23 protein-coding genes are annotated in these 24,598 nt (G+C 61.0%); 10 read left to right on the top strand and 13 right to left on the bottom strand.

Translation table 11 applies throughout. The annotated features are described in order from the left end of the window. Nucleotides 1-2,151, top strand: a complete 2,151-nt coding sequence (locus VGF98_11295; GenBank protein HEY1682214.1) for a prolyl oligopeptidase family serine peptidase — start codon at nucleotides 1-3, stop codon at nucleotides 2,149-2,151. A gap of 408 nt (nucleotides 2,152-2,559) precedes the next feature. On the opposite strand, the gene VGF98_11290 is transcribed toward VGF98_11295, so the two are convergent. Continuing rightward, entirely contained in the window at nucleotides 2,560-3,108 is a 549-nt protein-coding gene (locus VGF98_11290) for a TIGR00730 family Rossman fold protein (GenBank protein ID HEY1682213.1), read from the bottom strand. Between VGF98_11290 and VGF98_11285 the strand changes: the two genes are divergently transcribed. Then, nucleotides 3,098-3,430, top strand: coding sequence for a translation initiation factor (locus tag VGF98_11285; GenBank protein HEY1682212.1), 333 nt, complete (start codon nucleotides 3,098-3,100; stop codon nucleotides 3,428-3,430). The genes VGF98_11290 and VGF98_11285 overlap by 11 nt on opposite strands. Next, nucleotides 3,427-4,749, top strand: a complete 1,323-nt coding sequence (locus VGF98_11280; protein ID HEY1682211.1) for a cytochrome P450 — start codon at nucleotides 3,427-3,429, stop codon at nucleotides 4,747-4,749. Before VGF98_11285 ends, VGF98_11280 begins: the two co-directional genes overlap by 4 nt. On the opposite strand, the gene VGF98_11275 is transcribed toward VGF98_11280, so the two are convergent. Beyond that, complete coding sequence (locus VGF98_11275; GenBank protein ID HEY1682210.1) at nucleotides 4,742-5,347, bottom strand: hypothetical protein; 606 nt, start codon at nucleotides 5,345-5,347, stop codon at nucleotides 4,742-4,744. The two genes, VGF98_11280 and VGF98_11275, sit on opposite strands and share 8 nt — an antisense overlap. Between VGF98_11275 and VGF98_11270 the strand changes: the two genes are divergently transcribed. Beyond that, a complete protein-coding gene (locus VGF98_11270) occupies nucleotides 5,346-6,026 on the top strand; it encodes a hypothetical protein (protein HEY1682209.1) in 681 nt (226 codons plus the stop codon). The two genes, VGF98_11275 and VGF98_11270, sit on opposite strands and share 2 nt — an antisense overlap. 13 nt (nucleotides 6,027-6,039) lie before the next feature. Here the strand turns inward: VGF98_11270 and VGF98_11265 are convergent, their stop codons facing one another. The 3 genes from VGF98_11265 to VGF98_11255 are packed head-to-tail and all read right to left on the bottom strand — an operon-like array spanning nucleotide 6,040 to nucleotide 8,952. Beyond that, on the bottom strand, nucleotides 6,040-7,419 hold the full coding sequence (locus tag VGF98_11265) for a KamA family radical SAM protein (protein HEY1682208.1): 1,380 nt from the start codon (nucleotides 7,417-7,419) through the stop codon (nucleotides 6,040-6,042). A gap of 10 nt (nucleotides 7,420-7,429) precedes the next feature. Continuing rightward, complete coding sequence (locus tag VGF98_11260) at nucleotides 7,430-8,485, bottom strand: L-erythro-3,5-diaminohexanoate dehydrogenase (protein HEY1682207.1); 1,056 nt, start codon at nucleotides 8,483-8,485, stop codon at nucleotides 7,430-7,432. Then, nucleotides 8,482-8,952: an Lrp/AsnC family transcriptional regulator gene (locus tag VGF98_11255; protein HEY1682206.1), complete on the bottom strand. Its 471-nt coding sequence runs from the start codon at nucleotides 8,950-8,952 to the stop codon at nucleotides 8,482-8,484. Before VGF98_11255 ends, VGF98_11260 begins: the two co-directional genes overlap by 4 nt. A gap of 106 nt (nucleotides 8,953-9,058) precedes the next feature. On the opposite strand from VGF98_11255, the gene VGF98_11250 reads away from it, so the two are divergent. The 5 genes from VGF98_11250 (at nucleotide 9,059) to VGF98_11230 (ending at nucleotide 16,456) form a co-directional block, all read left to right on the top strand. Then, nucleotides 9,059-10,651, top strand: coding sequence for a peptide ABC transporter substrate-binding protein (locus VGF98_11250; protein ID HEY1682205.1), 1,593 nt, complete (start codon nucleotides 9,059-9,061; stop codon nucleotides 10,649-10,651). After that, complete coding sequence (locus VGF98_11245) at nucleotides 10,648-13,881, top strand: efflux RND transporter permease subunit (protein HEY1682204.1); 3,234 nt, start codon at nucleotides 10,648-10,650, stop codon at nucleotides 13,879-13,881. The genes VGF98_11250 and VGF98_11245 overlap by 4 nt, the downstream gene beginning before the upstream one ends. A gap of 1 nt (nucleotide 13,882) precedes the next feature. Beyond that, nucleotides 13,883-14,287 carry a DUF1398 family protein gene (locus tag VGF98_11240; GenBank protein ID HEY1682203.1) on the top strand — a complete coding sequence of 135 codons (405 nt, stop codon included), beginning with the start codon at nucleotides 13,883-13,885 and terminating at the stop codon, nucleotides 14,285-14,287. A 63-nt stretch (nucleotides 14,288-14,350) separates the two neighbouring features. Then, the gene (locus VGF98_11235; protein ID HEY1682202.1) at nucleotides 14,351-15,391 is read left to right on the top strand and encodes a hypothetical protein; all 1,041 of its coding nucleotides are present in this window, start codon (nucleotides 14,351-14,353) and stop codon (nucleotides 15,389-15,391) included. A 63-nt stretch (nucleotides 15,392-15,454) separates the two neighbouring features. Beyond that, entirely contained in the window at nucleotides 15,455-16,456 is a 1,002-nt protein-coding gene (locus VGF98_11230) for a hypothetical protein (GenBank protein ID HEY1682201.1), read from the top strand. On the opposite strand, the gene VGF98_11225 is transcribed toward VGF98_11230, so the two are convergent. The 8 genes from VGF98_11225 to VGF98_11190 all read right to left on the bottom strand — a co-directional run bounded on the left by VGF98_11225 (nucleotide 16,453) and on the right by VGF98_11190 (nucleotide 21,977). Beyond that, nucleotides 16,453-16,629 (bottom strand): hypothetical protein, encoded by a 177-nt coding sequence (locus VGF98_11225; GenBank protein HEY1682200.1) that lies wholly within the window; start codon nucleotides 16,627-16,629, stop codon nucleotides 16,453-16,455. The two genes, VGF98_11230 and VGF98_11225, sit on opposite strands and share 4 nt — an antisense overlap. Before the next feature lie 12 nt (nucleotides 16,630-16,641). Next, the gene (locus VGF98_11220) at nucleotides 16,642-17,274 is read right to left on the bottom strand and encodes a hypothetical protein (GenBank protein ID HEY1682199.1); all 633 of its coding nucleotides are present in this window, start codon (nucleotides 17,272-17,274) and stop codon (nucleotides 16,642-16,644) included. 67 nt (nucleotides 17,275-17,341) lie between these two features. Then, nucleotides 17,342-18,748, bottom strand: coding sequence for an NAD(P)(+) transhydrogenase (Re/Si-specific) subunit beta (locus VGF98_11215; protein HEY1682198.1), 1,407 nt, complete (start codon nucleotides 18,746-18,748; stop codon nucleotides 17,342-17,344). Then, entirely contained in the window at nucleotides 18,745-19,059 is a 315-nt protein-coding gene (locus tag VGF98_11210; protein ID HEY1682197.1) for an NAD(P) transhydrogenase subunit alpha, read from the bottom strand. The genes VGF98_11215 and VGF98_11210 overlap by 4 nt, the downstream gene beginning before the upstream one ends. Continuing rightward, entirely contained in the window at nucleotides 19,056-20,168 is a 1,113-nt protein-coding gene (locus VGF98_11205) for a Re/Si-specific NAD(P)(+) transhydrogenase subunit alpha (GenBank protein ID HEY1682196.1), read from the bottom strand. Before VGF98_11205 ends, VGF98_11210 begins: the two co-directional genes overlap by 4 nt. A gap of 39 nt (nucleotides 20,169-20,207) precedes the next feature. Further along, nucleotides 20,208-20,585, bottom strand: coding sequence for a DUF4267 domain-containing protein (locus VGF98_11200; GenBank protein HEY1682195.1), 378 nt, complete (start codon nucleotides 20,583-20,585; stop codon nucleotides 20,208-20,210). Next, complete coding sequence (locus VGF98_11195) at nucleotides 20,582-21,430, bottom strand: fumarylacetoacetate hydrolase family protein (protein ID HEY1682194.1); 849 nt, start codon at nucleotides 21,428-21,430, stop codon at nucleotides 20,582-20,584. Before VGF98_11195 ends, VGF98_11200 begins: the two co-directional genes overlap by 4 nt. A 7-nt stretch (nucleotides 21,431-21,437) precedes the next feature. Further along, nucleotides 21,438-21,977 carry a hypothetical protein gene (locus tag VGF98_11190; GenBank protein HEY1682193.1) on the bottom strand — a complete coding sequence of 180 codons (540 nt, stop codon included), beginning with the start codon at nucleotides 21,975-21,977 and terminating at the stop codon, nucleotides 21,438-21,440. 263 nt (nucleotides 21,978-22,240) lie between these two features. On the opposite strand from VGF98_11190, the gene VGF98_11185 reads away from it, so the two are divergent. Further along, entirely contained in the window at nucleotides 22,241-24,595 is a 2,355-nt protein-coding gene (locus VGF98_11185; GenBank protein ID HEY1682192.1) for a hypothetical protein, read from the top strand. Nucleotides 24,596-24,598: the final 3 nt, after the last annotated feature.

Genomic DNA, 24,598 nt, shown 5'->3' with positions numbered 1-24,598 from the left:
ATGCCATTGCTTCGAATTGCGAGCGCCGCTTTAGCGGGCTGCCTGATCGTTTCCGTCGCTGCAGCCGCGCCGTCGCTGGCAGCCTCCGGTGGTCTCACCTACCCCACGCCGCCTTCGGACGGCACCGTCGATACGTATTACGGCACGCAAGTTTCCGATCCGTACCGGCCGCTCGAGAGTATCGATTCGGCGGCGACGACGGCCTGGGTGAGTGCCGAGGCCGCGTTGACGCGCTCGTACCTCGACGCGATCCCGCAGCGCGAGACGATCAAGTCGCACCTGCAGTCGATGGTGAACTACGAACGGTACAGTTTGCCGTTTCACATGCGGAACGAATATTTTTACACGTATAACTCTGGCTTACAGAACCAAGCCGTGCTGTATACCACCCACGGCCTCGATGGTACGCCGCGCGTATTGATCGATCCAAACACGTTGTCGAAAGACGGTTCGGTCACCGCTAGCGGCGAGACGCCGAGCTGGAACGCGCGTTTGCTCGCTTATGCGACGCAGACGTCCGGGTCGGATTGGCAAACGTGGCACGTACGCGACGTCGCTTCGGGCAACGATCTGCCCGACGTCCTGCAGTGGAGCAAATTTTCCGCGGCTTCGTGGTTACCCGACGACACCGGGTTCTTTTACGAGCGCTATCCGGCACCGGCCGCGGGACAAACGTACAAAGCGGCGCTCTCGGCGCAATCGGTCTGGCTGCATCGTTTGGGCACTCCGCAGAGCTCCGACACGCAGTTCTATTATCGCCCGGATCACAAGAACTGGTTCTACGGCGCGCAAGTATCCGAAGACAAACGCTACGTGGTGTTGAGCGTCTCGGATAATTCATCGATTAACTCGCGCATCGGCTACGTCGATTTACGCGAAGCCGGGCACAAAATGCACGAGCTATTGTGGAAGAGCGACGCCCAGTGGAGCTACGTCGATAACGTCGGACCGCTCTTCTACTTTACGAGCACGCTGAACGCACCGAATACCCGGCTGGTCGCAATCGACGTGCGACATCCCGGCACGATGCGGACGGTCATCCCCGAGTCGAAGTTCGCATTGTCGAACGCCTCGTCGGTCGGGCGCCGCTTTATTCTCACGTACCTTCAGGACGCGCATTCGGCGGTTCGCGTGTACGCTCGCAACGGCCAACTCATACGTAACGTCGATTTACCAGGTCTGGGAGACGCTAGCGGTTTCGGCGGTTTTCGCAACGACAATACGACGTTTTATTCGTACGCCGGCTGGACCACGCCGCCGACGATTTATTCGTACGACATTACGACGGGAGCGAGCACGGTGTATCGCAAACCGCGCGTGTCGTTCGACCCGTCGCAATACGAAACGAAGGAAGTGTTCTACCCAAGTAAAGACGGCACGCGCGTGCCGATGATGATTTCCTACCGCAAGGGCACCGCGTTCGACGGGAGCGCACCGACGATTCTGTATGCCTATGGCGGCTTCGACATTCCGATGACGCCGTATTTTTCGGCGTTTATCGCGGCATGGCTTAAAATGGGCGGCGTCTATGCGGTTGCGAACATTCGCGGTGGCTCCGAGTACGGCGAGGCATGGCATCACGGCGGCATGCTGGGCAACAAGCAGAACGTCTTCGACGACTTTATCGCAGCGGCCGAGTATTTAATTGCTAACAAGTACACGTCTACGCCAAAGTTGGCGGTTAAGGGCGAATCGAACGGCGGCTTGCTAATCGGCGCGGTCGAGACGCAGCGCCCCGACTTGTTCGGCGCGGCCGTGCCGGGCGTCGGCGTCTTAGACATGCTGCGCTTTGACAAGTTCACGATCGGCAACGCGTGGATTCCCGAATACGGCTGCTCGTCGTGCGGTCAAGACAACTTTAACTGGCTGTACAAATATTCGCCGTACGCCAACGTCAAAGCGGGAACTGTCTACCCGCCGACCTTGATCATGACGTCCGATCATGACGACCGCGTTTTCCCGGCACACAGCTTTAAGTTCGCCGCGCGAATGCAGGCAGCACAAGCCGGCCCGGCGCCGATCTTGTTGCGCGTCCAGCAAAAGGGCGGTCACGGCGGCGGCACGATGCTGTCGCAGAGCATCGATTCGACCGCCGATATCTATTCGTTCTTGGTAAAGAGTCTGGACGTTACGTTACCTACGGATTGGTAATTCCGTCGTAGATGACTGATAAAGCCGCGAGGTTAGACCTTCATACCGCTTCCAACTACGGAGCGGTGCTAGAGAGTCTTTCTCTGTCACACGCGAGTATCTCGGCGGTCTGTCGTTCGGTAACGAGATCGACCGATATCGAAATGACCGCATCGCGATAGATTTCGTCCGAGACCGCGGTGAAGAGGTCGTGTATATCGCCCCTACCGAGCACATAAAAGATTTGTTCTCCTTGGACTACCTCATAGCGATGGTCGAACCGGAACGCGTTCCGCAAACATCCGCCGAATCAGTCGATATGCTGGCTTCGGTCCTTCCGAAGATACTGGCGATGTTTGCTTCCGAGCATTATGCGTGCTACAGGCGAGCGTATTTAACGTTCGAAAACTGCCGTAATTTGTGGTTCGTTCACCCAAGGTGACTGTTCTGAAAGCGCTTTAGCAACTCGGACATATCTGATGCAGTTACCAACAACCCTCGATGCTCCGCTTTAATGAAGCCCCGCGCAACCATACTGTCCAGTTGCGCGAGCAGCGGATCGAAGAAGCCGCGATAATTCAATAGACCGATCGGCTTTGCATGGAGTCCGAGCACGCTCCAGCTCAGGATGTCGAAGAATTCGTCGAGCGTTCCGATGCCGCCCGGCAACGTAACGAAGGCGTCGCTCATTGAGGCCATGAGTGCCTTGCGCTCGTGCATGCCGGCGACGATGTGCAGCTCAGAAAGTTCCTGGTGCGCGACTTCGCGTCGTTCGAGCGACTCCGGAATAATGCCGATTACTTCGCCACGGGCAGCCAAGGCAGCGTCGGCTAACGCGCCCATCAAACCGATCCGGCCGCCGCCGTACACGATTCCGTACCCGGCGTGCACGATCGCACGCGCGCACTCTTCGGTGAGGCGAAGATACTCGTCGCCGTTTCCGAAGCTGCTGCCGAGAAAAACGCAGATGCGTGGCACGCTCGCGGCTTGGGCAGTGGCGTGCGCGGCGCCTGCCGAAGTTGCCGGCGTGCGGAACACAAGCCGTCCGAGCGTGCGGCCGGGAATTCCCGACGACGGCATCGTTCGCATCGCGCGAGCGAAACGGCGTGCCAGCACCGTGAGCATCGTTACCGGCGTTCGGGAATCGGATCTGGATGAAACCGCGAAGGCGCTCAAGCGTCATTGCGGCAGCGGCGGCACGGCAAAGAACGGAACGATCGAGATCCAGGGCGATCATCGCGAAAAAATTGCCGCGTGGTTTTCCGCTGCCGGCAAGAAAGCCAAGCTCGCGGGCGGATGAACGCACGTATGCCGGGGCCGTCACAGTGGACCACCCTGCGGCGCCTGTTTCCAACTCCGTTCCTGCACTTTCCGTCATTCCTGGCCGAGCTGGTCGAGAACTACGGCGACATCGCGGCGTTTTCGCTGCCGTGGCGCAACTACGTCTTCATCAACGAGCCCGCGCTGATCAAGGACGTACTGGTAACCCAGCAGCACTCGTTCGGCAAGTCGATGGGCACGCGCATGTTGCGCTATCTGCTCGGCGACGGATTGTTGACGAGCGAAGAGCCGCTGCACCGGCAGATGCGGCGCATCGTGCAGCCGGCATTTCACCGAGCTCGTGTCGCGCGTTACGTCGAGATGATGCACGAGGCGGCCGACGATTTTGCAGCATCGATCGAACCCGGTAAGATGTTCGACGTGCATGCATCGATAACGGCGTTGACGTTGCGGATCGCCTCGACCACGCTCTTCGGTAGCGACGAAAGCGATTCGACCCAGCGGGTGAGTGCTGCGCTGCACGACATGATGCAAGAATTTCCGTACGTGTTGATGCCGTTCGGTCAGCTGCGTCGTCGACTGCCTTTGCCTTCGACGAAGCGGTTCGAGCGGGCCGAACGCACGCTCGACGATATCATTTACGGAATCATCGCGCGCCGGCGCGAGCGGCCCAGCGATGCGGGCGATGACGCGCTTTCGATGCTGTTGGATGCGCGCGACGCTGAAAGCGGGTATCGTCCGGACGACCGTCAGATTCGCGACGAAGTGATGACGCTGTTTACAGCCGGACACGAAACGACCGCCAACCTGCTGACGTGGACGCTGTATCTCTTAGCGCAAAATCCCGACGTCGATGGGCGCTTCGGCGAAGCGGTGGCGCGCGGCGACCGCGGGTACGTGGAACGCGTTATCCGCGAAAGTCTACGGCTTTATCCGCCGGCTTGGGTGATCGGCCGGGAACCGTTCGAAGACGTCGAGCTGACCGGCGGGTATCGCATAGCGAAGGGGACGACGGTGCTGTTTGCTCCGCTCTTCTTGCATCGCCTACCGTCGTTGTATCGCGATCCGTTGCGCTTCGACCCGGATCGCTGGATCGATTGGGACGCGCCGCCGTTCGCATACCTGCCGTTTGGCGCGGGCGCGCGGCAATGCATCGGCACCGAGTTTGCATTGTCGGAAGCGGCCGTCGTACTCGAAGCGGTAGGCCGCAACTATTCGTTCGTGCGCGATTCGAGCGAACCGGTAAAAATAGCGCCGTTGGTGACGTTACGCCCGGGCGGTGCGGTCGAGATGCGCGCCGTCGAACGCGTTCGTACCACGTCTGCAGTAACTACGTAGTCGGGCAGGCCCGAATAGAATGCGGTTCGGCCGCCGGATCCCATAAGCGCTTCGTCCAGCAATCACCGAGCAGCGAACAGTAGCACACAGAGATATCGATGTGATGTGCGTCGGCAACCACGCGCTTCGTCAGGAACGATCCAACGATGCGGATGAGTTGGATTCTGCTGCCGGCCGGGATCACGTCGCCGCGAGTGAGCGAGGTGACGGTTAGGTCGTTATGAATGTGCGAGTTCGCGCGCGCCTCGTCCCCGCTGGCCTCCGCGCGTTCGGGAGCGATCGCCGTTCCCAACGCGGTTAGCGAAGTCGGTCCGAGGCCTTCTTTCACCGGTTTGCCGTCGCGAGAGATAACGGCCGTACGAATGAGCGCGGGCCCGATTCCGGCGTTGTTGAGGTCGAGTTCGAACCATCCTTTGCCCGACGTCGAGCTAATAAAGGTCAAGTACGGCCATACGGTCGCGCTAAACTGTTGCCGGATGACGTAGGTCTGGTAGGCCGCGGCCGCGGCGGCCAATCCGCTGAATATCAGTGCTAGTGAGGCGATGTAGAGATCGACTCGAAAGCGTTTCTCATCCATGCCCGCGTATTCAGCATGCATGGGTGAGACCCCATTCGTGACGACCGCAATTAGCGTCGAACGGCGGCGACTGATCGCATCCGTGGCCGATATCGTGCTGGCGCGGGTCGAACCGATCGTGCGCGTCGCCATCGACGGCATATCCGGTGCCGGCAAATCGACCTTTGCCCACGAGTTGGCAGTGCAATTGCAATCGGGCGGGCGCGTTATAGTTCGCGCAAGTGTGGACGACTTTCACCGGCCGAAGGCGCAGCGCTACCGGCTGGGCCGCGATTCGCCCGACGGCCACTATGTAGAATCGTACGATTACGAGGGCCTAAGACGCGAACTCCTCGATCCGCTGCAGCCCGGTGGATCGCGACGGTACCGGACCGCGATATTCGATTGCGAGCTCGATTCGCCGATCGAGAGCGACCGGCTGCGCGCATACGACGGCACGATTCTTATCGTCGACGGCTTATTTCTCAATCGAGACGAACTACGTCAATATTGGGACGTATCGATCTTTCTCGCGGTTTCGTTCGAAGTCGCGATCGAACGTTGCGCGCTGCGCGACGGATCGGCACGCGGAGCGGCCGACCCGTCTAATCGGCGGTACGTCGTCGGTGAAACACGCTATCTCAACGAATGCCGGCCGCAAGAGCGAGCCTCGATCGTGATCGACAACTCGGAACTCTCGCGGCCGGTACGGCTTCGCTAACGGGTACGGCGTTTTAGGCTAGGACGAGCTGTTCGTCTCCGACGCCGGCCTTGCGCACTGCCTCGGCGATCATCTGATCTTGGATCTCGCGCACTGCCCAGCGCGCTTGCGCGTCGGGCGAGAGCTTGTCGATCGGATCGAAGTAGACGAACGCTTGGCCCGGTTTCACGCTCGGCGCCGCGTAAACCGCGATACCGTTCTCGCGATCGTAGTACTCGTACGAGTGCACGTCGCGCTTGCCGCCGCCGCCCGGTGCGTCGCAAACGAACGTCGGCGTGTTGAAGCCGGCCGTGCTGCCGCGCACGAACTTCTCGGTATCGGTCGCGCTGTAGATGGTCGTGCGCAGATCTTCGACGCCGCGCACCATATCGTGCATATACACGTAATACGCGTGGACGTTTATGTGGCCCAGCCGCTTGACCAGCAACGTCATCCGCTCGCGCGTATCGTTGACGCCGCGAATCAAAACCGACTGATTGCGCGTGAAGATGCCGCGTTCGAACAACATGCGCATCGCCTTTTCGGTGATCCACGTAATCTCTTCGGGAGCGTTGAAGTGCGTGTGCAACACGACTTCCTTGCCCATACCACGGCCGCGTTCGACGACCTTTGTGATCGCGTCGAGCCATTCGCCGTGGGTGATGATTTTCATAGGCATGATGGCCGGGCCTTTGGTGGCAAAGCGCATCCGGCGTACGTGCGGAATGTCGAGCAACGCGTTGCCGATCATCTCGATATTGCGCGGAGCTAACTGATACGTGTCGCCGCCTGAAATCACGATGTCTTCGAGCTCGGGGCGTTCCGCAATATACGCGAACGCTTCTTCCCACTGTTTGGGTGTCTTGGCGAGTCCGACTTTATCCACGTTTTCGGTGTCCGGTCCGATGGCGTAGCTGCGCGTGCAGAACCGGCAGTATACCGGGCACGTGTTAAGCGGCAAAAACAGCGCTTTATCGACGTAACGGTGCACGAGGCCCGGGACGGGCGAATCGTCCTGCTCGTGCAGCGAATCGAGCGTAAGGCGTGGATGGTCGGGTAGCAAGCCGGAGGCGAGCGGCACGAACTGACGCCGGATCGGATCCGCGATTGGATCGTTCCAGTCGATCAGCGATATCGCGTAGGGCGAAACGCGCACCGCCATCGGCGCTTGCTGAAAGCCGGCCTCTGCGTCGGCGTAGAACTGCGGCGAGCACACGCCCTTGATCGTGGAGAGCAACTCGTCGGCGGTCTTGACGGCGTTCTTCTGTTGCCATAAATGATCGAGGAACGTCGCTTCGTCGATTTCCTTATAGGCGGGAATATGGCGCCAAAACTCGCCCTGCTTGAGCTGTTTGTACTCGAAGGCCTCCGGACCCACGGGCGGCTTACGATGACGTGCGATCGTGTCGTTCATGTTGTTATCCTCAGGCGTTGGACGGTGCGTATTTGGCGTTGAAATAGTCGTGTACTTTCGGGTTGGCGCGCAGCGTCTGCAGCGCGGTATCGGCGTGACCTTTGGTGTAGCCGTTTCCGACGATCATGGTGACGTCGCGGCCCGCGCCTTCGGCGCCGAGCGCCGCTGCGGTAAACGATGTCGACATCGAAAAGAAGTAGACGATGCCGTCGTCCTTCGCGCACAAGATCGAGCCGAGCTCGGTGCCGGGCACGTTGACGCAGTTAATCACGATGTCGGCGAGCGCGGGTGCGACGACGGCGACTTTACCGCTGATGTCGAGCGTGTCGCGCGCGTCGGCGACGACGATCGCATCCGCCAAGCCGGCATCGCGCAGCAGTTGCGCGCCGGCGGTCGACGCGTCGGGAACGACGGCGATCACTCGGCCGTTGCCGACACGCGCTTTGGCTTGCGCGCACGAGAGCAAACCGGATTTGCCGTCGGCGCCGATCACGACCACGGTCTGACCCGGCGAACACATGCGCGCGACTTGCGCCGGAGCCCCCGCGACGTCGAGCACGGCCAGCGCAACGCCTTCATCGATGTCCTCGGGAAGTCGCGCCCACAGGCCGCTTTCAAATAAAATAGCGCGGCCCCGAATCCACACGCGTCCGGTTGGAACGTCGACTCGTACGATCTCATCGATGTGCAGTGGCGTCAGCGTTAGTGAGACGAGCGACGCGATGCGCGCACCCACCTCGAGGCCGGGCCGGCCGCGTAGACGCTCGCCGACGGCTGCGATGCGTCCGACGAACATGCCGCCGCTACCGGTCACAGGATTGTGTTGTTTGCCGCGCTGCTCGACGTTCGCAGCGATGTGATCGGCGATCGCAGCTGCGTCGCCGCCGCAGGCGTCGGCGATTTGCTTGAACGAGGCCGAGTCGATGTTCAGCGTCTCGACGTCGCACAAAATTTCGTTGGCAAGCGCGACCGGCGTATTGTCGACCTTCCACGCCGTCTGCGGCATGGAGCCGGGCGGCTCGAGCACGCGATGCGCGCCGAGCGGATGCAGATCGGTCGCGTTCACGATTGCACCGTGACGCCGCCGCGATCGTAGGGCGTCGTCAGAACGATCGTCGTGCGCGTGCGCGCCATCCCCCGCATGCCTTTCAGGCGCGCGAGCAGATCGTCGAGGTGGCGCGTCGAGCTGGTTACGACTTTACAAACGAAGGTCTCTTCGCCAGCTACCGAATGGACTTCGCAGATTTCCGGCATGCGTCCGAGTTCGGCCGTGAAGGTCTCGTAGGCGCAGTCCGGGGTCGTATACAGCGAGACGAACGCGGTCAGCTCCAAGCCGAGCCGCTTGGCGTCGAGCTGAGCCGAATATCGTTGAATGTACCCGCGTTGCTCGAGCCGCTTCACGCGATCGTGAACCGACGGTGCGCGCAATCCGACCAACGAGCCCAGCTCGGCAAATGTCGAGCGAGCGTTGGTCTGGAGGGCATCCAGCAGTTGCAGGTCGAGTTCGTCTAATTCTTCAGTTGGCGCTATCATGTTCGTCAAGGAGAGCAAAATACCGAGAAATCTTCGGCGCAATCACTATAGCACCGATGATTCGTTCGGCGCAATACGATGGCTCCGCGCGCTTGGGCTAGCCTCCTTGCTGGCGGCTTGCGCACCAGCTCATCCGGCTCCGCCCGCCAACCTGATCCGGTTCAGCATCGCGGCCGATCCCCAGACGCTCGACCCACTCTTCATCCACCCCGACGCCGCCTCGGTCGAGCAGCAACTGGCGCGCCTGATGTTCGAACCGTTCCTGGATTTCGACGCTCGCGGCAACGCCGTGCCGGCGTTGCTCGCCGAGATTCCGACCGATCGAAACGGCGGCGTTTCGGCCGATGGCCGGACGATCGTCTTCCGTCTGCGGCACGGCGTTCGGTGGAGCGACGGCGTGCCCGTGACGTCGCGGGACATCCTGTTCACGTTGCACGCAATTCTCGACCCGCGCAATCCGGTTCGCTCGCACGAGGGCTACGAGCTGATCGATCGGGCCACGGCGCGCGGTGACGATACCGTCGTTCTTCATCTGCGTCACGCGTGGGCGCCGGCCGTCGCGACGTACTTCTCATACGGCGTCGTGCCGCAGGCGGTGCTTCCGGCGCACCTGTTGGCCGGCGCCGGTCCGCTTGCGCAATCGCCGTTCGGGGCCGCGCCGGTTGGCGATGGACCGTTCCGTTTGCTCTGGTGGCATCGTGGCGAAGGCCTGCGATACGCCCCGAACGTCCGTTACTGGCAAGGCGCGCCGCAGGTCGGTCTCGACGTTCGCATCGCCCCCGACCCGTCGACCAATCTCGTGATGCTGCAGTCCGCGCAGCTCGACTGGAATCTGATCGCACCGTCGCAACTGACCACCCTCCGCGGTAACGACCGGCTGTGGTTCTTGCGCGCGCCGTCGGCGGTGGTGGCCGGGCTCGCCTTCAATACGGCGCGAGCGCCCTTCGACGATCCCACAATGCGGAGAGCGGTCGCAATGTCGATCGATCGCGCGGCGATCTCGCGTAAGATTACGCTCGGGTACTATCCCGTCGCGAACTCCATCCAGCCGCCGTTTTCGTGGGCGTACGACCCTTCGATTCGACAGCCCGCCTACGATCCGGCCGGAGCCGACCGGCTGTTCTCGGCGGCCGGCTGGCATCGCGACCCGGCCGGAATATTACAGAAGAACGGTCGTGCGTTCGAGGTGCTGTACGTGCAGTTTCCGGAATCGAACACCGGCGTGCGCGTGGCGGCGGCCGTCCAAGCGGCGTTACGCGAGCGCGGTATTTCGGTCGAGGTGAAGTCGATTTCGAACGCGCAGCTCTTCATGCCGCGCACCGGCGCCCTCGCCACGGGAAGGTTCGACGTTGCCTACGTGCCGTGGACGATGGGACCCGACCCGGACGATTCGGCCGTGCTCGCGTGCGACGGTACATCTAACTACATGCGCTGGTGCGACCCAGCCGTGACGGCACTCGAATCGGCCGCGCTCGTTCATACCGACAAGTCGGCGCGGCGCGGACTGTATCGGCGGATCGCGTCGATCGCGGCCCGCGAGGTCCCCATCCTCTACTTGTTCGATGCCGACTACACGTATGCGTACGTTCGGGGCCTACAACGCTTCGATCCGGGCCCGTTCGTTCCGACGTGGAATGCGTGGATGTGGCGACGGGCAAAGGGAGCGGGCGCGCTCGTCCGTACTAATACTGCAGAATGATTGAGGTCTTCCTCAAGCGCCCGCTTTTTGCCGGCGTCTTGAGTTTCGTGGTATTGCTCGCCGGTTTGATTTGCATTCCGGCCTTGCCGATAGCGCAATATCCTCAGATTTCGCCGCCGACGGTCACGGTGACGGCGAATTTTCCGGGCGCCGATGCCGAGGCCGTCGTTCGCTCGGTAACGACGCCGCTCGAGATCAACATCAACGGTTCCGACGGGTTGCAATACATGCAATCGTACTCGAGTTCCAACGGCATCGTGACGATCACGTGCACGTTCGCACTCGGCACCGACCCGACGACCGATCAAACCAACGTCCAGCACGGCGTCGACCTTACGCTCGCGCAACTGCCGACGGCAGTGCAACAACAGGGCGTATCCGTTCAGAAGAGCTCGGGCAATATCACGATCGCCGTCGCAATGCTTTCGAAAAGTTCGGCGGTCAGCGACGTCGCCGTCAGCAACTACGCCGACATCAACGTCATCGAAGATCTCAAACGCATCCCCGGTGTTGGCCTCGTCAACGTACTCGGCGATCGCACCTACGGCATGCGCATTTGGGTCGACCCACATAAACTGCAAGCCAACGGCATATCGCTCGACACCGTATTGAGCTCGATCCAGCAACAAAACGTCGACGTCGCTCCGGGAGCCATCGGCCAAGCGCCGACGACCGGGTCGCAACCCTTTCAAATTCCCATCAAAGTCAACGGACGATTGCAGACGCCGGACGAGTTCAGGCAAATCGTCGTCGCCTCGCAGCCCAACGGTGGATACATCCGGCTGGGCGACGTCGCCACGGTCGAGCTCGGCGCGCAGAATTACGTAACCTCGGGCCGCTACAACAGTCAAACGGCCGTCGTGCTGGCGATCGAAGGCCAACCAACCGCCAATTCGTTGCAAATTTCGAAAAACGTACGCGCCACAATGGAACGGCTCAAAGCCTACTTCCCGACCGGCATGGACTACGCGATTGCGTTCGATACGTCCGACTTCGTGCAAGCTTCGATCAAAGAAGTGGTGATCACGCTCTTCATTGCCATCCTGCTGGTCGTTCTCGTCATCTTCATTTTCTTGCAGAATTGGCAGAGTACGCTGATTCCTTCGATTACGATTCCGGTCTCGCTGATCGGAACGTTTGCGGCGATGAAGATGATGAACTTCACGATCAACACGCTGACGTTGTTTGGATTAACGCTCGCCACCGGATTGGTTGTCGACGACGCGATCGTCGTCTTAGAGAATATCGTCCGCCATATCGTCGATGATAAAGTCGACAACTTCGAAGCCACCAAACGCGCTATGAAGGAGATCACCGGAGCGGTCGTCGCGACCTCGCTGGTGTTGATGTCGGTCTTCATACCGGTTGCGTTCTTGCCCGGCACGACGGGCCTGCTCTATCAGCAGTTCGCGTTAACGATGGCTGCGTCGATCGGTATCTCGCTCTTCACCGCGTTGACCCTCGCGCCCGTGCTGACGTACGAGTTGGTGCATAGCGAGGAACCCATCAAGAACGTCTTCATGCAGTGGTTCAACCGTCAGTTGGACGGTCTGAAACGTTGGTACTCGGCGTTGGTTCCAAAGCTCGTGGCCCACACGCGGGTGATGGTCTGCATCTTTCTGGCCGGCTTGGCATTGCTGGGTATTCTGTTCGTGATAACGCCGCAAGGGTTTCTTCCGACCGAAGATCAGAGTTTGCTCTACGTATTGGTGACGCTGCCGACCAGCGCATCGCTCGACCAGACGACCGACGTCGTGAAACGCATGGAAGCGATGATGCTGCAGATGCCGCAAGTCGAAGCGGTAACGTCGGGCATCGGTTTCGGCTTCGCCAATAGCAGCGCCAATCAGGCGACACTGTTCGTGCAGCTATGGCCACTCGACAAGCGTAAGGGGCTCGAAAACAGTTCGCTCAACCTGCAGTACGCGCTGTACCAAAAATTCAGTAAGATCTCGGGCGTCACCGCTCTTCCCGCCAACCCGCCCGCGATTCCCGGTCTCGGCTCGACGGGCGGTTTTGCTCTCGAAATTCAAGACATCAATAATCTCGGATTGCCGACGTTAAATAAGGTCGGCGACTCGATCCTGGCGGCAGCGAAGAAAGATAATCGGCTATCGCAAGTTTACATTCCAACGCTGCTCACCGGACCGTACGTCGTCGCAAAGTTCAATCGCGCCAAGGCCTTGTCGCTCGGCGTAACCCCGACGAGCTTCTTCAATACACTCGATGCAACGACCGGTGCGGCGTTCGTTAACTTTTTCGACTATGGTAGCCGTTCGTATAACGTGCTGGTCCAGGCCGGTGCGAAATACCGTACCGTCCCCCAGGATCTCAATCGCATTTACGTCGCCAACCAAAACGGGAACATGATGCCCGTTTCGCAGTTTTTGGACATCACAAAAGAGACGTCCAACGTGACGATCATGCGGTTCAACGAATACAACGCATACGAGGTCGACGGATCGCCCGGCACGAATTCGAGCTCCGGCCAGGCGCTCGACGCGATCGCCCAAATCGCGACGGAAAAAATGCCAAAGGGCATGAAGTACGATTGGGCCGGCATCGCACGTCAGCAAGTGCAGAGCGGACCGCAGACGATTATCGTCTTCGCGATGGGTTTGCTATTCGTGTTCTTAGTGCTCGTCGCGCAGTACGAAAGCTTGACGACGCCGCTCGTCATCATGATGGCGGTACCGTTAGCGTTGGTCGGCGCGGTCGGCGGCATCTACGTTCGGCGCTGGTGCGAAATTCTCAGCACCGTCATTCACTCGAAGCTGGCCGGTCATCTCGTGCTGGTACCGCAGACGTCGAGCGACATCTACGCGCAAATCGGCTACGTCATGCTGATCGGTCTGGCGGCCAAGAACGCGATCTTGATCGTGGAGTTCGCAAATCAACTTCGCGAGCACGGTATGGAAACGGTCGACGCCGTCGCGCACGCGGCGACCGAGCGTTTGCGGCCAATTCTCATGACGTCGATCGCATTTATCCTGGGTATTTTGCCGCTCGCCTTCGCGCACGGCGACGGCGCGCAGTCGCGCATCTCGCTGGGTACCGCCGTGCTCGGCGGTATGATCGTTTCGACGATCATGAACCTCGCCATCGTTCCGGTGCTGTACGTAATCGTCGTCAACTGGACCGACCGCAAGAAGAAGCCCGGCCATCAGAAAACGGCGGTCGTCGCCAAGCAGACGCTGCCGCAAACACCTCCTCCACCGGAGACGATATAACATGCTCGACGACGAGATGGAAGCCGCAGCGTCCTTTTGTTTGAACGGCGCGCAGCAAAATACGCTGACATTTCCGGAAATCGTCGGGTCGCTGCAACGCCAGGGCTTCGAGGGTTATACGATCAATTTTCGATGTTCGCTCGCAACGTATTATACTCCGGACGGACGCAGCGTTTCGCTTGCCACCCACGTCGTCAAGACACCCGTTGCCGCCGCGCTCGACGCTGTAACATTACAAGCTGCAATACGGGAAGCGCAGCAGCTCGTTGCCGGATACACGTACCTTGGTTTTTGCGAGAAGGCGGCAGCCGCCGGATGCGCCGGATACTTCGTCTCGTTTTCCGGAAAGCGCGTGCTCTATATCGGACGCGACGCGGGCGTACATGAGGAGCGCTTCCCCGACTGAGGTGGTCGCGAGCCTGCCGGTCGATTTCGGTCACGAAGTCGCAGATGGTTCGTTAGGGTAGCTATGGTTGGCCGGATTATTGCGGCTGTCGCGGCGATCGCGACCCTAACCGGCGTCAACTCGTCGAGCACGGACCTCCGCAACGAATTACACGCGGCCGCATCGGCCTACTACGCGAACGTCGTCGATCTCGCGCCGCTTGTCGGCCGCGAGTCGGCCATCGATTATCTCCAGCGCCTGTACGACGACGACGAGGTCCTTGGCGATTCGACGCTGTCGCACGGATACACGCAGGACGAGTGGAAGGCGTATCTGGACAACGAGGCGACGCTCGACCTTAGCCTGGTGAACCAAATCATGGCGCGGCATTTTCGGCCGCTTGGCACAATACGCGGCTTAGGTGAAACACTCGTGCGTTCCAGCGTCGACGGCACCATGCAACCCGTCGCCGTCTACGTACCGTCGTCGTATCGTACGGATCGTCCGGCGCCGTTGGTCGTTTTCTTACACGGCCGTCCGCAATCCGAAACCGATCTTCTCTCGCCACCGTTCGTCGCCGCGCTTGCCGAGCGAACCGGGAGCATCCTCATCGCACCGTACGGACGCGGAGAATACGATTTTCGAAAGACTGCCGGCGATGTGTACGACGCACTCGATGCGGCGACGAGCGCGTTTGCAGTCGATCGTCGCAGACGATTTCTCGCGGGTTATTCGATGGGCGGTTTTTCGGTGTACGAGGTCGCGCCGCTTCATCCGGACGACTGGGACGCGGTAATGTCGATCGCCGGCGGCCTACTCGGTCACGATGCGCGGGCCGTCGTTTCGACGATGAGTCAGAAGCCGTTTTACGTGCTTACGGGCTCGGCCGACCAGAGCATTCCCACGCAATACCCGACCGCAACCGCTGCGTTCTTACAATCCAAAGGTATGCCGGTGTCGTTCTATTCGCAGCCCGGCGGATTGCATCGCCTGATAACGCTGCTGCCGGTGCTTTCGCAAGCGTGGGACGACATGCACGGCGGTATCGTGCGCGCGTCGCCGCCGTTGCTCGGCCAAGTGCCACTGCCGCTGACGGCGCCCTCGGGAACGCCCGAAAAACAGTGAACCAACGATGAGGAGACAGTCATAAAAGGTTTGCGAGCAATCGCTGCAGCCGCAGCAATTGCGATGCTGACGGGCGTTAGCGCATCATCGACGCAGTTGCGTCAGGATCTACACGCCACGGCAGCAGTCTACTACGATAAGGTCGCCGATCTTGCACCGCTCGTCGGCCGCGATACGGCGATGGACTATCTCCAGCGGCTCAACGACGATTACGATGCGCTCGGAGATACGACGAGCTGGCATGGATATACGCAAGAACAGCGACAGGCGTATCTGGTCAACGAAGCCACGCTCGATCTGAGCCTTATTCATCAAATCATGACGCGGCAGTTTCAGCCGCTCGGATCGATCCGCGGACTCGGCGAAACGTTATTGCGCTCGAGCGTCGACGGAACGATGCAGCCCGTCGCCGTCTATGTGCCATCCACGTATCGGGCGGGGCGTCCCGCTCCCTTGGTCATGTTCTTGCACGGGCGACCGCAATCGGAGACCAACCTGCTCGCGCCGCCGTTTATTGCCGCATTGGCGGAGCGAAGTGGGAGCATCATTATCGCGCCCTACGTTCGGGGCGAATACGATATACCTAAAATGGCGAGCGACGTCTACGACGCGCTCGCGGCAGCGACGAGCGCGTTTACAATCGATTCCCGCAAGCGGTATCTCGCGGGATACTCCGCCGGCGGCTTTTCCGTATTTCAAGTCGGCCCGCTGCATCCCGACGACTGGACGGCGGTCATGTCGATCTCAGGCGGTCTGATCGATCGCCAGTCGCAGCGCGTGCTTTCGAGCATGCGCGAGACACCGTTCTACGTAATCACCGGCTCGCGCGACAACGTCGTTCCAACGCAATACCCCACGTCGACGGCTGTATTCTTACAGTCCGAAGGGGTACCGGTTTCGTTTTACTCGCAAACCGGCGGAACGCATAGCTTGATCACGTTGCTGCCGCTGCTTTCGCAGGCATGGGAGGATATGCACGACGGCATCGTGCGAGCGCCGCCGCCGACGCTGGGATTCGTGCCGTTACTAACTTCGGCGCCACGAGGAGCGCTCGAAAAGCCCTAAGATTTGGGGCGCGAGAATGCGAACGTCAGCAACAAGATAGCGGTGCACAGGCATGCGATGCCGAGCGCCGGCCACTGGAACCGAGCTTCAGCGCCGCCTTGCCACAACGCAGTTCTTGCCACGAGTAACGCGAGAATGCCGGCAACCCCCAACCCAATCCTCGCGGCGTTCATCCTCGTAAGAATTTATCTCGACGACGAGATTCGAAAAAGTCCGCACACCACCCAGGATGCAGTTCGTTCGTCGAGTGGTTCGACGAGTGCCGGCGAAATGTCGAGGCGAAACGACACGGGCCAACCATCGCTTGGTACGGGGATCGGAAACGGCATTGGAATATACACGTAATGGTGTGTTTCCGCCGGCTTTTGCAGGTCGAGCGTTACCATTTGTGACGCGGCGGGAACGTTTGGCTCGGCAAACAGCGTGACGTAGTACGATCCTGGTTCGCTCTCGGTCAGTGCGTGCAGCTGCAGCGGCTTACCGGCAGGCTCATCGCATTGCGCGTTCTGGTCGAACAGGATCGGTGCGGGACGCGCATACGGTGCGTTGGATTGCGAAACGAGTCCGGCAAATAGATAGATTGGCCGCGGCGCGGAAGTTGGCCGATCGAGGAGCGTCAACCCGATGTGCCGGTCGGAACGCGGTAAAAAATACAGGAATGTGTTGGCCGAACATTGCGGCGCCGTGGTTGCTGCGCTGAGGCGATAGACGCCCGGCGGTGCGTCGAGCTCGAGCGTGTACTCACGTCGTTGCGGCTCGACTAAAACCGTACGATCGGCGTACGCGTGCCCGACGCGATCTTCGATCTGGACGTGCAAACTAGAACCTTGCGCTGGCGTTCCGGCGCATATTGCGACGCTAAGAACGACGTGCGCGCCGAGCGTTTTACAGTGCCTTTACCGCTGCGGTAAGTTCGTCGACCGATGCCTTTGCGTCGCCGAACAGCATCGAAGTGTTGGGAAGTTCGTAGAGTGGATTCTCGATGCCGGCGAAGCCGGAACGCATCGAGCGCTTGAGCACGACGACGTTGGCGGCTTTATCTACGTCGAGAATCGGCATGCCATAAATCGGCGAACTGGTCACATTACGCGCCGCCGGATTGGTAACGTCGTTCGCGCCGATCACCAGCGCGACGTCGGTGGTGGGAAACTCGGGGTTCACGTCTTCCATGTCGAGCAATTGGTTGTAGGGCACGTTCGATTCGGCTAGCAAGACGTTCATGTGGCCGGGCATCCGCCCGGCAACGGGATGGATCGCGTACGCCACCTTGACGCCGCGTTTTTCGAGCTGATCGGCTAGCGCTTTCACGCTGTGTTGCGCTTGTGCGACGGCCATGCCGTAGCCCGGAACGAAGATTACTTTGCTCGCGTAGGCCAACATGACGGCGACGTCGTCGGCGCTGGCACTGCGTACTTGCTGCGCTGCCCCGCTGCCGCTTGCTGCGGGCTCCGAACCGCCGGCCGCACCGAACGCGCCGAACAGCACGTTGGTAAGCGGGCGATTCATCGCGCGGCCCATTAGGACCGTCAGTAACGTGCCGCTGGCGCCGACCAGCGCGCCGCAGATAATCAACAGCGTGCTCGAAATTTCGAAGCCGGTGATCGCGACGGCTAAACCGGTGAACGAGTTGAGGAGCGAGATCACGACCGGCATGTCGGCGCCGCCGATCGGCAGCACGAACAGCACGCCGAGTACCAGTGCCGCCGCCATCATGATGCCAAACGCCCACAGCGGCAAAATGCCCAACGTCACGACGAACCAGCCCGCTAGCGCGAGAATCGAGATAGCCACCAGCGCGTTGACGAATTGTTGGCCGGGATACGTGATCGGACGGCCCGTCATCAGCTCTTGGAGCTTGAGAAACGCAACGATCGAACCGGCGAAGCTGATCGCACCGATGATCGCGGATAGGACCAACGAGATCGCGATGACGTCGTCCATCCCGACGGTGCCGCCGCGAACCACGTAGAACTCGACAGTTGATATCAATGCGGCCGCGCCGCCGCCCGCGCCGTTATACAGCGCGACCATTTGCGGCATGGCGGTCATCTTTACTTTGAGCGCCGCGTAAACGCCGATCACGCCGCCGATAACGGTGCCGATCGCGATTGCCCACCAGCCGACGCCTTGCGTCGATGCGCCGACGCCGACCAGCGCGATGAACATGCCGGCCATCGCGAGACGATTGCCGCGTCGCGCTGTGGCCGGCGAATTCAAGTCGTGCAGGCCGTAGATAAACAGTGCGATGGCGACGAGGTCGGCCAGCGCGATAACGATCGAACCGGCGCTCACTTCTTGGAATCCTTGCGGCGGAACATTTGCAGCATGCGTTCGGTGACTGCGAATCCGCCGAACACGTTGATCGCGCCGAGCGTTACCGCGACGATCGCCAGGATCGTCATGAGCGGACCTTGCGTTGTCGCCCCAAAGAGTTGCGCGACGATGACGATTGCGCCCGCCAGCACGATGCCGTGGATAGCATTGGTCGCCGACATGAGCGGTGTGTGCAGGGTGGTCGGCACTTTCGAGATGACTTCGAAGCCGACGAACACTGCCAGCAATAACACGGTCAGCAGGCTGATATAATGAGAAACGTCGCTCACGCGGAACCTCCGGTCGCAGCCGCGCCGGCGACGCACGCGCCGCGAGCGACTTCGTCGTTCGAATCGATAATGAGATTGCCGTCTTTGATCCACGGCGACAACAACGCGTACACGTTACGCGAGTACAGCTGGCTGGCGTGGTAGGGCATCGTGCCGGGCAAGTTGGTGGTTCCGATAATCGTCACGCCATTGGGCGAGACGATCGTTTCGCCCGCGACGGTCAAGGCGCAGTTGCCGCCGGCTTCGGCGGAAAGGTCGACGACGACGCTTCCGGGCTTCATGGCGGCGACAGCCGCTTCACTGATCAAGATCGGTGCTTTGCGTCCGGGAATGAGCGCGGTGGTAACGACGACGTCGTTGGCTCCAATTTGATCGACCATCCACGCGCGTTGTCGCTCTTGTTGTTCGGGCGTCAGCTCTTTCGCGTAGCCGCCGGCGCCTTCGGCGTCGCCGCCAAGATCGAATTCTAAAAAGGTCGCGCCCAACGACTGTATTTGCTCTTTGACGGCGGCGCGTACGTCGTATCCGCTCACGACCGCGCCCAACCGTCGCGCCGTAGCGATCGCCTGTAGACCGGCAACGCCGGCGCCCAGTATCAGTACTTTGGCGGGCGGAATCGTTCCGGCTGCCGTCGTGAGCATCGGAAAGAATCTCGGTAGTGTGGCCGCACCGAGTAGCACCGCTTTATAGCCTGCGATGTTGCTTTGCGACGACAAGGCGTCCATCGATTGCGCGCGTGTGATACGCGGTATCATTTCCATAGCCAGCGCGTTGACGCCGGCGCTTTTCAGCGTTTCGACGTACTGCGGATCGCCCAATGGATTGAAAAATCCGACGACCACGGTACCCGGTCGCAGAGCTTGCAGTATTGCTCCGGGTGGACGTCCGACCGTAATCAACGCGTCGACATCCGCGTACGATTGCGGCTGGTCGTCGATCAAGGTGGCCCCGGCGGCCGCATAGGTTTCGTCCGGAAAAGAAGCGCCCGCGCCCGCTCCGCGTGCGATGCGCACATCGATACCCGATTTCACGAGCTTAACAACCGTTTCGGGCACGAGTGCGACGCGACGTTCGGCGGCCGAGCTCTCGCGAGGTACGGCGACGATCATGCGCCGTTCATACGGCTAATACGGAAGGAGTCCTACGATTTATATGCCGATCGCCAGCAACGCCATTGCCAGTACCAAGATGAATGCGATAACGCCGGCCGCATGATTTGCGTGCGCGGGACGAATCCGCCGCCCTGCGCCGTGATACGCAATGACGAAATCGGCGATCGATAACACGATTCCAGCGACGGCCAAAACGGCGATGAATGGCAAATCGTGCAGCACGACGGCGGCGCCGAGCACCCCACCGATGATGAGATCGCGAATGCCGGTCGCGCGCGTAAAGCCGTGTGCGTGCGAACCTTCGGCGGGAAGACCGTATGCGTGTGCCATGCGACGCGGATCGAACAGCGCCCAGAGGCCGACCAAAATGAGTCCGGCCGCGACGACGCCGCCGGCAATGAATGCGGCCGTCACGCGATCGATACCGGGTTGCGAAGGGAACCGATACCGCCGATTTCTACTTGCATTGCGTCTCCGTCCGATAAAAATTCCGGCGGCGTTCGAGCGAATCCTACGCCGGCCGGAGTTCCGGTTGCGATGACGTCGCCCGGAAGTAACGTCATACCGCGACTAAGTTCGGCGATTAGGCGCGGTATCGAAAAGATCATTTCCGACGTGTTGCTGCGCTGCTTCTCGATGCCGTTTAAACGGAAGCCGATGGAGAGCGCCTGCGGATCGCCGATCTCCTCGGGTGTCACGATCCACGGGCCGATGGGCGCGCTATCGTCTAAACTTTTTCCCTTGAACCACTGCACGTGTGCGCGCTGGAGATCGCGCGCGGTGACGTCGTTGAACGCCGTATATCCGAACACCACGTCCAAGGCCTCGCTCTCGGTTACGTTTTTGCAACGTGCTCCGATCACGACGGCCAGCTCGGCCTCGAAATCGTACTCGCTCGAGATCGAACGCTCGAGGCGCACGGTCGCGCCCGGGCCGACGATGGCCGTCGGCGCTTTGGTAAAGAACGTCGGAACGTCTGGAAGCTTGAGCTCACGTCCCGAGGCTTTGGCGCCCTCTTTTGCGTGCTCCAAATAATTACGGCCGACGCAAAACACGTTGCGCGCCGGGCGCACCGGTGCGTCGAGCTCGACGTCGGCGAGCGGAATCAACGGTTCGGGTGAGTGCCAGGCGATGCGCTCGTGCGGCGCCAACGCGATGTAGTCGCGCATCGTTGCCGTCGAGATCGTGCGGATGGCATCCCCCTCGAGCGCTCCCGGGAGCGTTCGCCCGTCGCGCGTTCGAAACGTAACCAGCCGCATACCGGCGTTATGGGTGCGGCGAAGGCGACGGCGACGGTGTCGGCTTGCCGGTAATCTCGTTCAGAGACGGCAGCTTGGCATGCGACGCGGCCTGTTGTTTCTTGGCGGCCGCTTCCGACGCGGCGTATTCTTTCTTTGCCGTGTCGATCATTACGGTAGCGGCGCCCGGCTGGTTGCCCCAGTTTCCGCCTGTGGACAAAAGCGCGATCTTCCGGTCGACATGATGCGTGGTCGGGTTGTAGTCGTACGAAACGCGGAATAAGCCGACGACCGCCGTTCCGTCTGCCTTGCGGATCCACATCTGCAAAGCGTTGCCGTAAGTCTGCGCGTTGAACGTCGCGAACTTGGTGCCGTGCCCGGATTTGACTTTAACGACCTGGCCTTTGCTGTTCACCTCGACGACGTACTCCGCGTGCAGTTTCACCTTTGGAAAGGGCGGCGGCGGGATCGTGGGATGCGGCGACGGTGTCGCGGCGCGTGCTGCGCCGCCGGCCAACGTTAGCGCGAGGGCGAACAGTACGGCAGCGCGCGTGCGATCGATGGTCACGGGTGAAAACGACTCCTAATTACGCGACAGGACGGCGAAGGGGTGGCCGCACGAACCGCACGCGATAACCACCTGGACGTGCGACTTGTCTCGTGCTTTCGATTCGTCGCTTTCGTTTTCAGGGGTGCCGCAAAACCGGCAGCGGGTGGAAGTCGGATTTCCTCCGACGGGTTGCTCGTCCACTCCGGTCGGCTTTACCCGCGCCCTCGGCCGCGACCTCTCTCTACGCGAGGCCCACGATAGTGCCCGGCGAATGGGCTTGCGTGTTCTCTCGCCGCGCGCTGGCAGCGCTCGCGGTCGTGCTCGCATTTAGCAGCGCACCCGTACGTGCCGAACGTCAGATCGTCGACTTACATCGATTCGATGCGTACTTCGCGTTGTTTGCCAACGATTCGAACGTACCATGGAAGCCGACGACGGTTCGCTTGGATACCTACTCCAGCGCACCGGTTTCGATCGGGGTGTATGCGGCCGACCCGGCCGAAGTGTTGACGGCTGGTTCGAATGCGAGACCACGCGCGATCGTTACGCGCGGACGGCGTCCGGTCGCTTCGTTTACGTTCTCACCCCCCGGCGGCTATCAGTTTCAATCCAATTATATCGACGTGCAACTTGGCTCGCGTGAGGGATTCTTCGTCGTCGAGGCACGGCGCGGCGACGTAGGCGAGCAAGTGTGGATCAACCGCACGCGGGTCGGCCTGATTTCCAAAGAAACGCCCGCCGAACTGTTGCTGTATGGAACCGATCTCGGCACGGGCCGCGCGATGGCACGCATGCGCGTGCAGTTCGTGGTCGGTAGCAGGTTCGAAACGGCACAAACCGACGCGCATGGAATCGTACGCTGGAAGCACTTTCCGCGACCGGTGTTTGCGCTCGCGCAGTGGGGATCCAGTTACGCCTTTCTGAGCCCGCTGGCGCAAGCGCCGTTGCCGACAGCAATCGTTGCGGTGCGCACCGACTCCGCGGTGGTGCATGCGGGCGACATCGTTCGAGCCGTCGGCTTCGCACGCTCGCGGAACGGAACGTCGTTTCGCCCCGCTTCAGGCTCGGTGACGGTCACGCTGCGTTCGGGCGCGACGCTCGTCGGGGAACAACGCGTGGCACTCGATTCCGCCGGTGCGTTCGCAACGCAATTCTCCGTTCCGGCCGGCGCGCGTTCGGGCGAGTATACGCTGCTGGCACAAAGCGGAAGCGGTGCCGGCGGCGCGACCGTGCACGTCGACGCCGATGTCGGCGGTTTGTCGCTTTCGGTTGCGGCCGGGTGCGGAGATTCGTGCGACCCACACCAGGACGTTCCGCTGCGCGTGCATGCGTCTCGCGGTGGCGCTACGGTTCGCGTGCAAGTCGTGCGCTCGCCGCACGTGTACGTCGGGGCCGTGCCTGACGTTACGCCATGGGCGACTAGCATGTGGCTCGATCAAACGGTACAGACCGACGCGCAAGGCGATGCGACAGTTACGATTCCGCATCCGACCGACGAACTCGGATCCACCTATGGCGTTCACGTCGATTCCAACGAAGCTACCGCGGACACGCGCATCGTCGTCGCCACGGCGCAAGCCGCGATCCGCGTCGCGGTCGATCGCGAAGAGCAGCGCGTCGGTTCGCCCATCGGCTTCGATATCGAAGCGCGCGAGGTTGCCACCGGCAAACCGTTGGCCGGTGCGACCGTAACGGTGCGTATGGTGCACGGTACATCGACGAACCTCCAAACGCTCAAACTGGACGCCGACGGTCGCGGACGAGGTTCGTTCGCGTCTCCACTTCTCGGAACCGATTTAATTTTCGCCAGCGTCGACCTCGGCGGACGTGCGACCGATGCCGTCTCGGTGCAGGTCGACGCCGAATCGTCCGGGCAAAGCGTCGATCGGGGAAGTGGTAACGTCTCGCTCGCCGTCGATCGCCAGACGTATCGTTCCGGCGACTCGATTCGAGTCGACGCGCATCTTGCCGGCGGACAAGGGCAAGCCCTAGTGACGCTCGAGAGCGCACTCGGCGTCGATGCGGACGTCGTCGATGCAAACGGCGGCGGTGCCGGCGCGAGTTTTCGCGCGTCGAGCGCGCCGGGAGAGTTGCTCGCCGGATCGAGTTTCGTTCGCGACGGAGCGATCGAATGGTCGACGCTGCCGTTACAGGTCTATGCACCCGGGCGTCCGGCGGCGGTGGTCCCGTCGCTGGGGGGCGCCAGCTTTGCGCCGGCCCAGATTGCTGCGGTAACGATTCCCGACGCGCCCTCGATCGCGACGTTAGCGATACGTATCAGCAGAGAACAACCATCGGGTAGCGCGCTGTTCGACTCCGCGCCGGACTTGCTGGCAGTCGACGTCGCGGCGACGCAAACCAGCGCTCTGTCGACCGAAAGCTGGCACCCGTGGGTCGACTCGACCGGTAATCACGCGCAAGTCTTGGGTTTCGTGCGGCGCACTCAGCCGCCCGCGCAACTATCGCTGGCGCAATCCGATACACAACCGGTGTATTGGAAAATCGTCCCGGCGACTCGCGGCGACATAACGATTCCGGTTCCATCGCAGGCCGGACGTTACACGCTGTCGGTGTTGCGAATCGCAAACGATGGCAGCGTCGGCGCAGGTTCTGCGATCTTGGTGGTGCACTCGTGAGCT

The organism is Candidatus Tumulicola sp. (assembly GCA_036490475.1).
GTDB lineage: Bacteria > Vulcanimicrobiota > Vulcanimicrobiia > Vulcanimicrobiales > Vulcanimicrobiaceae > Tumulicola.
Note: the sequence above shows the minus strand (reverse complement) of the source record. Positions and strands in the feature narration are given on the sequence as shown.